This window comes from Sphingomonas sp. 4RDLI-65, from assembly GCF_049472435.1.
GTDB lineage: Bacteria > Pseudomonadota > Alphaproteobacteria > Sphingomonadales > Sphingomonadaceae > Sphingomonas.
On the sequence record NZ_JBCEBT010000001.1, the window covers coordinates 1,008,544 to 1,022,695 of the forward strand.

Here is a 14,152-nt window from a genome sequence, read left to right on the forward strand (position 1 = left end):
CTCGCTCCTGTCTCTGGCTCGATGCGTCTTCAACCGTCGCTGCTATCTTTGGTTGCACCACCGGAGCACCGCCCCGGAAACCCTCAGGCGGCCGGCATCCGGTGATACGCCCGAAACCACGCGACGAACGCGGCGACGCCGTCCTTCACCGATGTCTCGGGGCGATACTGCGTCAGGGCGTGGAGCAACGACGCATCGGCATAGGTCCGCGGCACGTCGCCTGGCTGCATATCCATCATGTTGAGCGTCGCCGTCTCGCCGAGGCACGCCTCCAGAGTCCGGACATAGTCCATCAGCGGAGTCGGGGTGCCCCCCGCGATGTTGACGACGCGGAACGGCGCGACCTTCGACAGCGTGTCGACGTCGGCGACCCGGTTGGCCTCGTTCGGTATCACGTCCGCCAGTCGCACGATCGCCTCGACCAGATCCTCGACATAGGTGAAGTCGCGCGCCATCTGGCCCTGCCCGTACACGTCGATCGGCCGGCCGTTCAGGATCGCATCGGTGAACTTGAACAGCGCCATGTCGGGCCGCCCCCACGGGCCATAGACGGTGAAGAAGCGGAACATCGTCATCGGCAGGCCGAACAAATGCGACTGGCTGAACGCCATCGCCTCCATCGCCTTCTTCGTGGCGGCATACAGGCTGAGCGGTTCGTCGGCGCGGTCCAACTCGCGGAACGGCATGCTCTCGTTCGCGCCGTACACCGACGAGGTCGACGCCATCAGCAGATGCTTGCACCCGACCGCCTTGGCGATGTCGAGCACGTTCCACGAGCCGATCAAATTGCTGTCGACATAGGTACGCGGCGCCTCGATCGAATAGCGTACGCCCGCCTGCGCCGCGAGGTGGACGATCACGTCCGGTTTCGCGAGATCGGCAGCGGCGGCGAGCGCCTCGCGGTCCTCCAGCATGCCGGTGACGAGCCGGAACTGCGGGTGCTGTTGCAGCAGGTCGACGCGCGCCTGTTTGAGGCGGACGTCGTAATAGGCAGTCATCCCGTCGAACCCGACGACGTCGTGACCATCGCTCAACAGCCGCGAGGCAAGGTGGAAGCCGATGAAGCCGGCGGCACCGGTGATCAGGTAACGGGTCATCGGCACACAGGCTCCAGCAGAGTTTCGGTCGGACACCCCGCGCGCTTGCATGGTCGGCGATTTATCTCAATAGGTCCGCCAGCTTTACGGGCCAGCTACGGGCCAGCTTTCGAGGAAACGTCGATGCGCATCACGATGATCGGTTCGGGCTATGTCGGCCTGGTGTCGGGCGCCTGCTTCTCCGATTTCGGCCATGACGTGATCTGCGTCGACAAGGATCCGGCAAAGATCGACGCGCTGCTCGCTGGCCGCATGCCGATCTACGAGCCCGGCCTCGACCAGCTCGTCGCGACAAACGTCGCCGCAGGCAGGCTCGCGTTCACCACCGACCTGGCCAGCGCGGTGGCCGGCGCCGATGCGATCTTCATCGCGGTCGGCACGCCGTCGCGGCGCGGCGATGGCCATGCCGACCTCAGCTATGTGTTCGCCGCGACCGAGGAAATCGCAGCGGCGGTGACCGGGCCGACCGTGATCGTCACCAAATCGACCGTTCCCGTCGGCACCGGCGACCGCGTCGAGGCGATCCTGCGCGAGAAGCGGCCCGACATCGACGTCGCGGTGGTCTCGAACCCCGAATTCCTGCGCGAAGGCGCCGCGATCGGCGATTTCAAGCGCCCCGACCGGATCGTCATCGGCACCGAGGACGAGCGCGCCAAGCAGGTCATGCGCGACGTGTACCGCCCGCTGTATCTCAACGAATCGCCGATTCTGTTCGTCGGCCGGCGCACGTCCGAGCTGATCAAATATGCGGCGAACGCGTTCCTCGCGACCAAGATTACCTTCATCAACGAGATCGCCGATCTGTGCGAAGCGGTCGGTGCCGACGTCCAGGATGTGTCGCGCGGGATCGGGCTCGACAACCGGATCGGCAAGAAATTCCTGCATGCCGGACCCGGCTATGGCGGCTCGTGCTTCCCCAAGGACACGCTGGCTCTGCTGAAGACCGCGGAGGACTACAACACGCCGGTGCACATCGTCGAAGCGGTGGTGAAGGTGAACGACAGCCGCAAGCGCGCGATGGGGCGCAAAGTCCTGCATGCGCTCGGTGACAACCCGCGCGGCAAGACGGTCGCGCTGCTGGGCCTTACGTTCAAGCCGAACACAGACGACATGCGCGACGCGCCGAGCCTGGCGATCGCGATGGCGCTGGCGGATGCGGGCGTCACGGTGCGCGCGCATGATCCGGAGGGCATGGGACCGGCAAAGGCGATGCTGCCCGATCTGGTATATTGCACCGACGCCTATGATGCGGCCGACGGCGCCGACGCGGTGGTGATCGTCACCGAGTGGGACGCGTACCGTGCGCTCGATCTCGCGCGGCTCAAGGGACTGCTCGCCGCGCCGGTGATGGTCGACCTCCGCAACGTCTACCAGCGCGCCGACGTCGAACAGGCCGGGTTCGCGTACACGGCGGTCGGTCGGTGAGCGCGCCCAGCAACATATTCCAGTCACTGGACCTTTTGCGCGCTCTCACTATATACCGAACGGTATGAATAGGCTTTGCACGCTCACTGCCCCCAAGGGCCGCCCCCGCGAGTTCGATCTCGACGTGGCGTTGGCGGGCGCGCTGCGCGTGTTCTGGCGCAACGGGTACGAAGGCGCGTCGATGGCCGAACTGACCGCGGAGATGGGGATCACAAAGCCCAGTCTCTATGCGGCGTTCGGCAACAAGGAAGCGCTGTTCCACAAGGCGCTCGACCTCTACGAGCGCGAGAAGCTCGCTTATATGACGTCTGCGCTGGCCGCACCGACGGCGCGTGCCGTAGCGGAAAACCTTCTTCGGGGCGCGCTCCAGATGCAGATGAGCACCTGCGATCCCAAGGGGTGTCTCAGCGTCATCAGCAGCGTCGCGTGCAGTGCCGAAGCCGAACCGATCAAGGCCGAAGTCGCGAAGCGCCGCGCGTCGTCCGAGGCCGCCTTGATCCGCAGGTTCGACGAAGCCAAGGCGGCAGGCGAATTTCCCGATGGCCTCGAGTCGCACGCCTTGATGCGGTATCTGTTCGCGATCATGCAGGGCCTGACGATCCAGAGCGGATCGGGCGCGACCTGCGGCGAACTGAACCAGCTCGTCGAGACGGCCATGTCGGTCTGGCCGACCAAATAGGCGGTGCACGCTGGCAAAATTGTCACGCATTTTGTTGCGGTGCAATTTAAAATACCGTCCGGTACAAAAGTCTGTTGACTAGATGAACCCCAGGTTTATATACCGACTGGTATCGAAGCTCTCTCCTAGTTCGGATGGGGCAACCGGGGACACCAAACCATGACCACGGTTCAAACCTAACACCGGATGGCTTCGGCCGACCGGATCCACGAAAATTTAAGCGGGCAAGCGCGGCACGGGGATGTGCCGGCAACGACCGCGCACGCCTTGCGACCAGCTGACGTTGGTGGACCGTCCACCGACGAAGGCCAGCGCTTGCCCAAGATCAAAAGGGGGACAATCCCATGGCTTATCTCGACCTCGACAACATGTTCGCTTCGCCCGTCACCAGCCGCACCCAGGCTGTAGCCGCCCCTGCCCCGACCGGTTTCTCCGCGCTCGAATGGAGCGTCATCGCCCTCGCCAAGCGCGACACGTTGCGCAGCCTGTCCGGCCCGAGCCGCATGTCGCGCGCAATGGGCAGCCTGTTTGGCTTGAGCACCGCGTCGCGGCTCGCCGACCCTCGGCTGGAGGCATTACGGCGGATGGCGGTGTACGCCTGGCGCCGCGGCTTCGCGCTGCCGATGGCCGAAATCCAGGGTTTCCTCGCCGCCGGCTTCGCCGAGGCGCAGATCGAAACGCTCGTCGAGAGCGTGACCGGCATGCGCGTCGGCGCCCAGCAGAAGCGGAGCATCGCAGCGTGAACCAGATGACCACGATCACGGCCGCGAACGACGCCGACGTCGCGTCTTCGCCGCCCATGGACCGTCATCGACGGCCGGCATGGCAGCGCGGTGCGATGGTGCTCGTGCCGATCGCCCTGCTTGGTGCGGTAGGCGTGAAGATGTTCGACCACCCGGATGCGGCAATGGCGGCACCCCCGCCCGCCTCCGTCACGGTCGCGTCGCCATTGGTGCGGCAGGTCAGCGAATGGGACGATTATGTCGGCCGCTTCGCACCGAGCCGCACGGTCGAGATCCGGCCACGCGTCGCGGGCGAAGTCACCGGTATCCACTTCCGCGACGGCGAGATCGTCAGCAAGGGCCAGTTGCTCTTCACGATCGACTCCAGGCCGTTCGCCGCTGCTCTGGCCGAGGCGCATGCCAACGTCGCAAGCGCACGCAGCGCCTTGTCGCTGGCCCGCACCGATCTAGGCCGCGCGCAGCGGCTGGTTGCGGACGAAGCGGTATCGGCGGGCGAAGTCGATGCCCTTCGTGGCAAGCTCGAAGCAGCCCAAGCCGCACTCGCCGCAGCGCAGGCACGCGAACGCGCCCGCGCCTTGGACGTCGGCTTCACGCAGGTACGCGCACCGATCGGTGGTCGCATCTCCGATCGCCGCGTCGATGCGGGCAACCAGGTCGCGGGCGGCGAAGGCACCGGCGGCACGGTGCTGACGACGATCAACGCGCTGGATCCGATCTACTTCACGTTTGATGGCTCCGAGGCGCTGTACCTCAAGACGCAGCGCGCACGGCAGCCCGGCGCGTCGCCGGCCGCGGTCGAGATCCAGTTGCAGGACGAGACCGAGCATCGCTGGAAGGGCAAGCTCGACTTCACCGACAACGGTCTCGACCAGCGCTCGGGCACGATCCGTGGCCGCGCCGTGCTCGCCAACTCGGGGTATTTCCTGACGCCGGGGATGTTCGGCAACATGCGGCTTGCGAGTGCGGGGACTCGGCAGGCTCTGCTGGTGCCGGACGATGCGGTGCAGACCGATCAGGCGCGCAAGGTTTTGCTGACGATCGATGCGAAGAACGTCGTGAGCCAGAAGCCGGTCGAACTCGGCCCGGTGGTCGATGGCCTGCGGATCGTGCGCTCGGGGATCGGGCCGAACGATCGGATCATCATTCAGGGTACGCAGATGGCGATGCCGGGCGCGATCGTCGCGCCGAAAGTCGGCCGGATCGTGGTCGCGTCGGGTGCGACAGCGCCAGCGTCCGTCCAGCCCATCTCGGGTGAAGCTACCCTCGCGAGATAGGCGTCCACCCCGGCGAAGGCCGGGGCCCAAATGGGATAGCGTTTCGACTTAATCACTGCGGTTCGCCCAATTGGGCCCCGGCCTCCGCCGGGGTGGTGTTGGGGCGTGCCCGTCGCTCTTCTTCGAGGACACAAACCATGCGCTTCTCGCGCTTCTTCATCACCCGGCCGATCTTCGCGGGCGTGATCGCGGTGATCATCACGATCGTCGGTGCGATCGCCTACATGACGCTGCCGGTGTCGCAATATCCCGACATCGTTCCCCCCACCGTCACCGTCAGCGCGACCTATCCCGGCGCCTCGGCCGAGACGGTCGCCGAGACCGTCGCCGCGCCGATCGAGCAGGAGATCAACGGCGTCGACAACATGCTGTACCAGTCGTCGCAATCGACCGGTGACGGCAAGGTCACGATCACCGTCACCTTCAAGATCGGCACCAATCTCGACGCCGCGCAGGTGCTCGTCCAGAACCGCGTCGCGGTCGCCGTCCCGCGCCTGCCGGAAGACGTCCAGCGTCTCGGCGTCGTGACGCGGAAAACGTCGCCCGACTTCCTGATGGTGGTGAACCTCGTCTCGCCCGACAACTCGCTCGATCGCGGCTACATCTCCAACTACGCGCTGACGCAGGTTCGCGATCGCCTCAGCCGCATCGACGGCGTCGGCGACGTGCAGCTGTTCGGCGCGCGCGATTATTCGATGCGTGTCTGGATCGATCCCGGCCGCGCCGCCGCGCTGGACCTCACCGCCGGCGAGATCGTCGCGGCGCTGCGTGCGCAGAACGTCCAGGTCGCCGCCGGCACGCTCGGCCAGCCACCCTATGACAAGGGCAACAGCGCGTTCCAGCTCAACGTCGAGACACAGGGCCGCCTCACCGACCCCAAGCAGTTCGCGGACGTAGTGATCCGCACCGACGCACAAGGCCGCCAGGTCCGCGTCTCGGACGTCGCGCGTGTCGAACTCGGCGCACAGGATTACGGCGCGAATACCTATCTCAGCGGCAAGCCTACGGTCATCGCCGCGGTCTTCCAGCGTCCCGGCTCGAACGCACTCGGCGCGGCACAGGCCGTCACCGCAGAGATGGAGTCGATGTCGAAGCGCTTCCCCAAAGGCCTCGAATACAAGGTGATCTACAACCCGACCGAGTTCATCGCGCAGTCGATCGACGCAGTGAAGCACACGCTCTTCGAGGCGATGATCCTCGTCGTGCTCGTCATCCTCGTCTTCCTGCAGAAATGGCGCGCGGCGATCATCCCGATCGTGGCGATCCCGGTCTCGCTGATCGGCACCTTCGCGGTGCTCGCCGCCGCCGGGTACAGCCTCAACAACCTCTCGCTGTTTGGGCTCGTCCTCGCGATCGGCATCGTCGTCGATGATGCGATCGTCGTGGTCGAGAATGTCGAGCGCAACCTCGAACACGGACTCTCCCCGCTGGAGGCGGCGCGCACGTCGATGGACGAAGTGTCGGGCGCACTGGTCGCGATCGTGCTCGTGCTATGCGCGGTGTTCATCCCGACCGTGTTCCTCACCGGACTCTCGGGGGCGTTCTACCGCCAGTTCGCGGTGACGATCTCGACCGCGACGATCATCTCGCTGCTCATCTCGCTGACGCTGTCGCCGGCGCTCGCCGCGATGCTGCTCAAGCCGACCGCCCCCGCCGACTCCGGCAACCGCCTGACCCGCACGCTGCGGCGCGCCGGCGATGCGTTCAACCGCGGGTTCGAGCGGATGAGCGACAGCTATGCCCGCCTCACCGCGCGCCTCGTCACGGCGCCGAAGCGGATGATGATCGCCTATGCCGCACTGATCGCGGTCACGGTTGGCGTGTTCATGGTCACCCCGTCGGGCTTCGTCCCCGCGCAGGATCAGGGATACTTCCTGACCGTCATCCAGCTTCCGCCCGGCTCGTCGGTCGAGCGTACCGACGCCGTCATGCAGAAGGTCGCCAAGCGCATCCTGCCGCTCGCCGGCGTCAAGGGCGCGGTCATGCTCGCAGGCTTCGACGGCCCGTCGCAGACGCTCGCCCCTAACAGCGCCGCCGCCTACATCCCGCTGAAGAGCTTCGAGGAACGCAAGAAACTCGGCGTCACATTGGCCAGCATCATGGCGGAATCGCAGAAGGCGACCGGCGACATCACCGAAGCACGCCTGCTGATCGTCCCGCCGCCGCTGATCCAGGGTATCGGCTCGGCCGGTGGCTATCGCCTGATGGTGCAGGACCAGGGCGGCCACGGTTACGCCGACCTCGGCAAGACGTCGTATGCCCTGATCGGCAAAGCGAACCAGACCCCGGGCCTCGCGCAGATCTACACCTTCTTCGACACCGCCACCCCGCGTATCTTCGCCGACGTCGACCGTGCCAAGACCAACCTCTTGGGCGTCCCCCCGGAGCGCGTGTTCGAGGCGTTGCAGGTCTATCTCGGCTCGGCCTTCGTCAACGACTTCAACCTGCTGGGCCGCACCTACCGCGTCACAGCGCAGGCCGACGCGCCGTTCCGCAACACCACCGCGGACATCGCCAACCTCAAGACGCGCTCCAATTCGGGCCAGATGGTCCCGGTCGGCTCGGTCTCGACGTTCAAGGACAAGACCGGCCCGTACCGCGTCGTCCGCTACAACCTGTTCCCCGCGGTCGAGGTCGATGGCGACACCGCCAAAGGCTATTCCTCGGGCCAGTCGCTGGTCGCAATGGAGAAGCTCGCGGACGCGTCGCTGCCCGCCGGCTACGCGCACGAATGGACCGGGATCGCGTATCAGCAGAAAGCCGCCGGCAGCACCGCCGCGCTCGTCTTCGGCATGGCGGTGGTGTTCGTCTTCCTCGTGCTCGCCGCGCAATATGAGAGCCTGACGTTGCCACTCGCGATCATCCTGATCGTGCCGATGTGCCTGCTGGCCGCGATAACCGGCGTGAACCTGCGGGGCATGGACAACAACGTCCTGACGCAGATCGGCCTGGTCGTGCTGATTGCGCTAGCCGCGAAGAACGCGATCCTCGTGGTCGAGTTCGCCAAGCAGGCCGAGGAACAGGACGGCCTCACCCCGGTCGAGGCCGCAGTGCGCGCGGCGAAGGACCGGTTGCGGCCGATCCTGATGACGAGCTTCGCCTTCATCCTCGGCGCGGTGCCGCTGGTGATCGCGACCGGTGCCGGTGCGGAACTCCGCCAGGCGCTGGGGACCGCGGTGTTCTTCGGGATGATCGGCGTGACCGGGTTCGGGCTGCTCTTCACCCCCACCTTCTATGTCGTCGCACGGGCGCTGGCGCTGCGGTTCGAACGCCGCCGCCCTGCCCCCGCCGCGACCCTTCAGCCAGCCGAATAGGACCAGCATCATGAAGTCCGCCCTCCTCGCGAGCCTCTCGGCGCTGACGCTCGCCGCGTGCGCCGCCGGCCCCGACTATGTCGCGCCGATCACCCCCCCCAAGGCGGCGGCGTCGTTCGTGACCGCCAACGCCGCGACCGTTACGACGGCGCCGGACAACGACTGGTGGCGGATGTACCGCGACCCGGTCCTCGACGGGCTCGTCGCGGATGCGCTTGCGGCGAACACCGACCTGCGCGTCGCGGTCGCCCGCCTCGACAGCGCCCGCGCGTCCCTGCGCGGCGCGAAGACCGACCGCGAGCCACAGGTGAACGCGGGCGCGAGCGGCAATTACGCCCGCACCTCGCAACTCCAGAACCTGCCCGGTCTCGACCGCGAGCGCGCCACCTACGACGTAGGCTTGGACGTCAGCTACGAGGTCGATCTTGCCGGCCGAGTCCGCCGCAACGTCGAAGCCGCGCGCGGTGACGTCGGTGCGGCACTGGCCGATGCGGACGCCGTCCGCGTCTCGATCGTCGCCGCCACCACCCGCGCTTATGTCGACGCAGCCTCGTCCGCCGAACGCCTCGCGGTCGCCAAGCGGATCGTCGACCTGCTCGACAAGTCGAACACGCTGACCGGAAAACGCGTCGACGCTGGTCGTGCAGCCCGCCTCGATCAGGTCCGGATCGCAGCCCTGCGTGATCAGCGCGCCGCCAACATCCCGCAGATCGAAGCCGAGCGCCAAGCCGCGCTGTTCCGCCTCGCCACGCTCACCGGCCGCACCCCGCAGGACCTGCCCGCAACCGCTGGCGCTCGCACCACCACGCCACGCCTCGACCAGCCGATCCCGATCGGCGACGGCGCGACGTTGCTAGCCCGCCGCCCCGACATCCACGCCGCCGAACGCCGGCTTGCGGCGGCGACCGCGCGGATCGGCGTCCAGACCTCGCAACTCTATCCGCAGATCTCGCTCGGCGGCTCGATCGGCTCGACCGCGCTGAGCGTCGGCGACATCTTCACCGGCGGCCCCATCCGCTGGCTGCTCGGCCCGCTACTGAACTGGTCGCTCAACCAGTCGGCGGCGCGTGCCCGCATCGCCGGCGCCGAAGCTGACACCCGCGGCGCACTCGCCACTTTCGACGGCAGCGTCCTGACCGCGCTAGAGGAAACCGAGACGGCATTGTCCAACTACGCCCGCGAACTCGATCGCCGCACGCAGTTGCAATCCGCGCACGACAACGCCGCCACCGCCGCCCGCATCACCCGCGCCCGCCAGCGCGAAGGCCAGATCGACTTCCTCGACGTCCTCGACGCCGAGCGTACGCTGGCCGATACGGATACCGACCTTGCGGCAGCCGACGCCCGGATCGCCGGCGCCCAAGTCGACTTGTTCCGTGCGCTAGGCGGCGGCTGGCAGGCACCAGCGCGGATTCCAGCGTAATCGCCCGACATACGCCACGATCCGGCGCATTAACCACGTCCGGCAATACCCCAGAAACCTAAAGTGCATCAGGATTTCGGCAATAGCGGAGACATTTATGACCGAAGATGCCCCAGGCCCCGGCGCAGCGACCGACGCAAGCACGCAGGCGTGGCGTGCGCAGGTCGCGTATCACCAGGATCGCGCGAAACAGGAAAAGGTACTCGCCCGGCGTTCGCGGTCCGAGGCCGGACGCGCCGCGCATCTGGTCCTCAGCGAACGCCACCAGCAGCTCGCAGCGTCCGCCGAGCTCGTCACCGACATGCCCGATGCCGAACTGCCGCAAAGCTCGTCGCTGCATCATACCGGCTGGTTGATGCGCGAGAGTTATGGCGACGTCATTCCGGAAGCTAAGGCGTAACCGGGGCAATCCGCCCTGCGCGGTCAGGCCCGCGCAATCCGCCCCAAGCAATCAGACCTGGTCGATATCGACCTTGCCGAGATTGATGCCGTCGTACAGCGCTAGCAGCGCGGTGACTTCCTCGATCACGGTCTCGTTCTCCGCACGCCAGCGGGCGGTCGCATCGTGCTGCGGCACGCCGTCCTGCCCGTCATGCAGGGTAAACCCCTGATCGATCAGCCAGATCGCATCCGTCGCCCGCGAACGCTGGCGTCGCAGATGATAGACCCATTGCTCGATTATTCCCGACGGAACCAGTCTATCCAGATCACCCATGCCGCTGCGGTAAGCCAAGCTCGTCGGCAGCGCCAGTCCGGCGGCACGCGTTTCCGGGGGTATCTTCGCCGGTTAACCTTCTCGCGAAATTTGAACGAAACATACCGGGTCCATCGGTCTGCATATGGATCCGCTTCCGCACCCGTCCGTGATCGAGCGCCGCATGGACGACCAGTCGGTGCTGGCGCGCCGCGCGCCGAATTCGGTGATCGCGCGCATGCACGAAGACATTGCGCGGCTGTACCGCGAACAGCTGATCGCGCTGCTCCGGGCCTGACGTCGGACCATATCGCCGGCTGGCGTTCGCGTGCCACGCCGAACCGCGGTACAGCCGCCCCATGATACCGCCCGAACCGTCGCAAGCCTCCGTTTCGCTCTGGATCGGCACGTATGCCGGCGGCGGCGGCGCGGGCGTCTATCCGCTGCAGGGCGCGCAGGCCGGGCAAGACGCGGCGGGATTGTCCGTCGGCATGCCCTGTGCCGATGCGGCCAATGCTTCGTTCGGCGCCTATTCGTCACGGTTCGATCTTCACTATCTGGTTAATGAACAGGATGACGGCGCGCTTGGCATCTATCGGCGAGACGCAACGGCGCTGACGCTGGTCGGACGCGTGGCGACGGGTGGTGCGGCACCATGCCACGTCGCGCTCGACGCCACGCAATCCTGCGTCGCGATCGCCAATTATGCCAGTGGCAGCGTCGCCTTGTACCGGCTCGACGCGGGCGGGATGCCGATCGTGCCGCCGTCGGTGCATGCCAACACCGGCAGCGGACCCAATGCCGAGCGCCAGCAATCGCCGCACGCGCACTGGGTCGGCTTCGGGCTCGAAAACCGCTTTCTATATGCGACCGACCTGGGAACGGATCAGGTGCTGGGGTTCGCGGTCGACCAGAAGCACGGCACGCTCGGCACGCCGCATACCGCGTTTGCCGCGCCGCCCGGATCGGGCCCGCGCCATCTGCTGTTTCATGCACGGCATCCGCGCAAAGCCTATCTCGCCTGCGAGTTGACCAGCATGCTGATCGTGCTCGACGTCGAGGATGGTTTGCTCCGCCACCGTGCCGCGCTGTCCACGCTGCCGGTCGATTGCACGGAGGCCAACATCGTCGCGCACATCGCCGCGAACGCCGCGGGCGACCGGCTGTACGTGTCGAACCGCGGTCATGACAGTATCGCCGTCTTCGCGCTGGACGACGAGGGCGATGGCCGGGGCGATGGCCGGGGCGAGGTCACCCCGATCCAGCACATCGCCAGCGGCGGTGCGTCACCCAGGTTCTTCCTGATATCGGAAGACGAACGCCGGATGGTCGTCGTGCACGAGCGCGATCACCGGGTGACGATGCTCGACATCCTGCCGGACGGGACGCTCGCCCCGACCGATCTCGTGGTTGAGATACCCGGCGCCGCGTTCGCGTTCAGCTCACGCTGGCGATCAGCAGCGTGAGCTCGTCGCGGCCTGGGTTCAGGTCGAGTTGCATGGGCTTCACCGCGCGGCGCTTGGCGGGATAGGATGCCCGCACCGCGTCGCACAGGTCCTTGACCGGCACGCGGACGCAGGCCCCTTCGTCACACAGCAGTCGCGGCGTGCTGACCGATTTGAGGCAGGTCACGGGCTCGCCGGCCAAGGCAGGTGCCGCCGTGAACAGCAGGCATGCAGCGGCGATCCGCAAAGCGGTGTTCTGGATAGTCATTTGGTCTGGCCCCCCACAGGCGTTTCAGTCGTCGTGAGATTTCCTTATAGGACCAACTCATTGCGATAGTGTTTCGAAATGGGAATTTAACGTCAGTCCGCGGCGATCGGTCCTTGCGGCGGATCGGCACGGCGGGTGCACCACACCAGCAGGATCAGCGCGAGGCACAGCCACGACGACAGCCGGAACAGGTCGGTCGAGGCGAGCAGATACGCCTGCCCGACCATCTGCCGGGTGATCGCCGCGGCCGCCTGGACGTCGGTCAGCCCCATCCGCGTCAGCGCCTCGCGCGCCAGTTGATACGGCGATCCTGTCCCGACCGCCTCGGACAAGCGGCTCTGGTGGAGCGTCTCGCGCCGGTCCCACGCGGTCGTGATCAACGACGCGGCAAAGCTGCCCGCGGTGATGCGGACGAAGTTCGAGATGCCGGTCGCCGACGGCAGCCGCTCGGCCGGGATGCGGTCGAACGAGATCGTCAGCATCGACAGGAAGAAGCTGCTCATCGCGATTCCCTGCACCAGCATCGGCAGCATCAGGTCGTAGAAGCTCGCATAGGTCGTGTAGCCCGAGCGCAGGTAATAGGAGTAGCCGAACGCCGCGAACGCAACCGTGGCGAGCAGCCTTGCATCGAACTTGCCCGCAAGCTTGGCCATGAACGGGGTCAGGATCACCGCGACCGCGCCGCTTGGCGCCGCGACCAGCCCGGCCCAGGTCGCGGTATAGCCCATCTGCGTCTGCAACCAGAGCGGCAGCAGCAGCGTGTTGGCAAAGAACACCGCATAGCCGAGGCAGAACGCAGTCGTGCCGATCGCGAAGTTACGGTTCTTGAACAGCGACAGGTTCACCGCGGGATTGGCGTCGGTCAGTTCCCAGATCAGTTAGCCGACGAAGCCGATCGCGGCGACGATCGTCGCGATGACGATCCGGTCGGCGGCGAACCAGTCGTCGTTCTTGCCCAGATCGAGCACGATCTGGAGCGCGCCGACCCAGATCACCAGCAGGATCAACCCGACCTGGTCGATCGGCAGCTTCCGCGTCGGCGTGTCGCGCTTGCCGAGCTTGTTCCAGCAGACGAACGCGGTGAACACGCCGAACGGCACGTTGATCAGGAAAATCCAGCTCCAGTGATAATTGTCGGAGATGTAGCCGCCGAGGATCGGGCCCATGATCGGCGCGACGAGCGTCGTCATCGACCAGATCGCGAGCGCGGTGCCGCGCTTATGCGCGGGGAAGATCGCGATCAGCAGCGCCTGGCTGCCTGGGATCATCGGCCCCGAGACGGCGCCCTGGAGGACGCGGAAACCGATCAGCGACGGCAGGTCCCACGCGATCCCGCACAGGAACGAAGCGATCGTGAACAGGAACACCGAGACGCAGAAGGTCCGTACCACCCCGAACCGGCCCATCAGCCAGCCGGTCAGCGGCACGGCGACCCCGTTGGCGACGGCAAACGCAGTGACGATCCAGGTGGAGTTATCGCTGGAAACGCCGAGATTGCCCGCGATCGTCGGCAGCGAGACATTGGCGATCGTGGTGTCGAGCACCTGCATGAACGTGCCGAGCGCAAGCGCGAACGCGGTGAGCGCGAGCGAGCCGCCGACGAGGGGGGCCGGGCCGGGGCCGGAGGGGGCGGCCATTATACGGCGCTCCGGTGAGAGCGATACGACACACCATCACAACCACCCCGGCGAAGGCCGGGGCCCAATTGGGAAAGCCGAGGTGACGAAGGGACCCGTGCAGTCACGTTCGTCCCCCAATTGGGCCCCGGCCTCCGCCGGGGTGGTGCCCCA

General features: G+C 66.5%; 12 protein-coding genes and 1 pseudogene. 9 read left to right on the plus strand and 4 right to left on the minus strand.

What is annotated here, in order from left to right:
- Positions 1-83: 83 nt before the first annotated feature.
- Positions 84-1,097 (minus strand): NAD-dependent epimerase/dehydratase family protein, encoded by a 1,014-nt coding sequence (locus tag VH567_RS04475; RefSeq protein WP_423323500.1) that lies wholly within the window; start codon positions 1,095-1,097, stop codon positions 84-86.
- A 123-nt stretch (positions 1,098-1,220) separates the two neighbouring features.
- On the opposite strand from VH567_RS04475, the gene VH567_RS04480 reads away from it, so the two are divergent.
- From VH567_RS04480 to VH567_RS04510, 7 genes are all read left to right on the plus strand, one after another.
- A complete protein-coding gene (locus VH567_RS04480) occupies positions 1,221-2,522 on the plus strand; it encodes a UDP-glucose dehydrogenase family protein (protein ID WP_423323501.1) in 1,302 nt (433 codons plus the stop codon).
- A 64-nt stretch (positions 2,523-2,586) separates the two neighbouring features.
- Positions 2,587-3,201, plus strand: a complete 615-nt coding sequence (locus VH567_RS04485) for a TetR/AcrR family transcriptional regulator (RefSeq protein ID WP_423323502.1) — start codon at positions 2,587-2,589, stop codon at positions 3,199-3,201.
- Between the two features lie 344 nt (positions 3,202-3,545).
- Positions 3,546-3,944 carry a hypothetical protein gene (locus VH567_RS04490; protein WP_423323504.1) on the plus strand — a complete coding sequence of 133 codons (399 nt, stop codon included), beginning with the start codon at positions 3,546-3,548 and terminating at the stop codon, positions 3,942-3,944.
- The gene (locus tag VH567_RS04495) at positions 3,941-5,218 is read left to right on the plus strand and encodes an efflux RND transporter periplasmic adaptor subunit (RefSeq protein ID WP_423323506.1); all 1,278 of its coding nucleotides are present in this window, start codon (positions 3,941-3,943) and stop codon (positions 5,216-5,218) included. Before VH567_RS04490 ends, VH567_RS04495 begins: the two co-directional genes overlap by 4 nt.
- A 137-nt stretch (positions 5,219-5,355) precedes the next feature.
- The gene (locus VH567_RS04500; protein ID WP_423323508.1) at positions 5,356-8,532 is read left to right on the plus strand and encodes an efflux RND transporter permease subunit; all 3,177 of its coding nucleotides are present in this window, start codon (positions 5,356-5,358) and stop codon (positions 8,530-8,532) included.
- A gap of 10 nt (positions 8,533-8,542) precedes the next feature.
- Entirely contained in the window at positions 8,543-9,955 is a 1,413-nt protein-coding gene (locus VH567_RS04505) for an efflux transporter outer membrane subunit (protein WP_423323510.1), read from the plus strand.
- A 97-nt stretch (positions 9,956-10,052) separates the two neighbouring features.
- A complete protein-coding gene (locus VH567_RS04510; RefSeq protein WP_423323512.1) occupies positions 10,053-10,355 on the plus strand; it encodes a hypothetical protein in 303 nt (100 codons plus the stop codon).
- 51 nt (positions 10,356-10,406) lie between these two features.
- On the opposite strand, the gene VH567_RS04515 is transcribed toward VH567_RS04510, so the two are convergent.
- Positions 10,407-10,670 (minus strand): hypothetical protein, encoded by a 264-nt coding sequence (locus tag VH567_RS04515; RefSeq protein ID WP_423323513.1) that lies wholly within the window; start codon positions 10,668-10,670, stop codon positions 10,407-10,409.
- Positions 10,671-10,794: 124 nt separating this feature from the next.
- Between VH567_RS04515 and VH567_RS04520 the strand changes: the two genes are divergently transcribed.
- Together VH567_RS04520 and VH567_RS04525 are read left to right on the plus strand one after the other, a co-directional pair.
- Positions 10,795-10,947, plus strand: a complete 153-nt coding sequence (locus VH567_RS04520) for a hypothetical protein (RefSeq protein WP_423323515.1) — start codon at positions 10,795-10,797, stop codon at positions 10,945-10,947.
- A gap of 61 nt (positions 10,948-11,008) precedes the next feature.
- A complete protein-coding gene (locus tag VH567_RS04525; RefSeq protein ID WP_423323517.1) occupies positions 11,009-12,115 on the plus strand; it encodes a lactonase family protein in 1,107 nt (368 codons plus the stop codon).
- Here VH567_RS04525 and VH567_RS04530 read toward each other — a convergent pair.
- Positions 12,087-12,362: a hypothetical protein gene (locus VH567_RS04530; RefSeq protein ID WP_423323519.1), complete on the minus strand. Its 276-nt coding sequence runs from the start codon at positions 12,360-12,362 to the stop codon at positions 12,087-12,089. The genes VH567_RS04525 and VH567_RS04530 overlap by 29 nt on opposite strands.
- A 92-nt stretch (positions 12,363-12,454) precedes the next feature.
- A pseudogene (locus VH567_RS04535) lies at positions 12,455-13,999 on the minus strand (DHA2 family efflux MFS transporter permease subunit).
- Between the last annotated feature and the right edge of the window lie 153 nt (positions 14,000-14,152).

What these genes read in the sequence shown, in the direction of transcription:
- VH567_RS04490 (WP_423323504.1), top strand. Translation starts at nt 3,546, where the DNA reads ATGGCTTATCTCGACCTCGACAACATGTTCGCTTCGCCCGTCACCAGC.
- VH567_RS04530 (WP_423323519.1), bottom strand. Translation starts at nt 12,362, where the DNA reads ATGACTATCCAGAACACCGCTTTGCGGATCGCCGCTGCATGCCTGCTG.
- VH567_RS04480 (WP_423323501.1), top strand. Translation starts at nt 1,221, where the DNA reads ATGCGCATCACGATGATCGGTTCGGGCTATGTCGGCCTGGTGTCGGGC.
- VH567_RS04500 (WP_423323508.1), top strand. Translation starts at nt 5,356, where the DNA reads ATGCGCTTCTCGCGCTTCTTCATCACCCGGCCGATCTTCGCGGGCGTG.
- VH567_RS04520 (WP_423323515.1), top strand. Translation starts at nt 10,795, where the DNA reads ATGGATCCGCTTCCGCACCCGTCCGTGATCGAGCGCCGCATGGACGAC.
- VH567_RS04525 (WP_423323517.1), top strand. Translation starts at nt 11,009, where the DNA reads ATGATACCGCCCGAACCGTCGCAAGCCTCCGTTTCGCTCTGGATCGGC.
- VH567_RS04475 (WP_423323500.1), bottom strand. Translation starts at nt 1,097, where the DNA reads ATGACCCGTTACCTGATCACCGGTGCCGCCGGCTTCATCGGCTTCCAC.
- VH567_RS04515 (WP_423323513.1), bottom strand. Translation starts at nt 10,670, where the DNA reads ATGGGTGATCTGGATAGACTGGTTCCGTCGGGAATAATCGAGCAATGG.
- VH567_RS04510 (WP_423323512.1), top strand. Translation starts at nt 10,053, where the DNA reads ATGACCGAAGATGCCCCAGGCCCCGGCGCAGCGACCGACGCAAGCACG.
- VH567_RS04505 (WP_423323510.1), top strand. Translation starts at nt 8,543, where the DNA reads ATGAAGTCCGCCCTCCTCGCGAGCCTCTCGGCGCTGACGCTCGCCGCG.
- VH567_RS04485 (WP_423323502.1), top strand. Translation starts at nt 2,587, where the DNA reads ATGAATAGGCTTTGCACGCTCACTGCCCCCAAGGGCCGCCCCCGCGAG.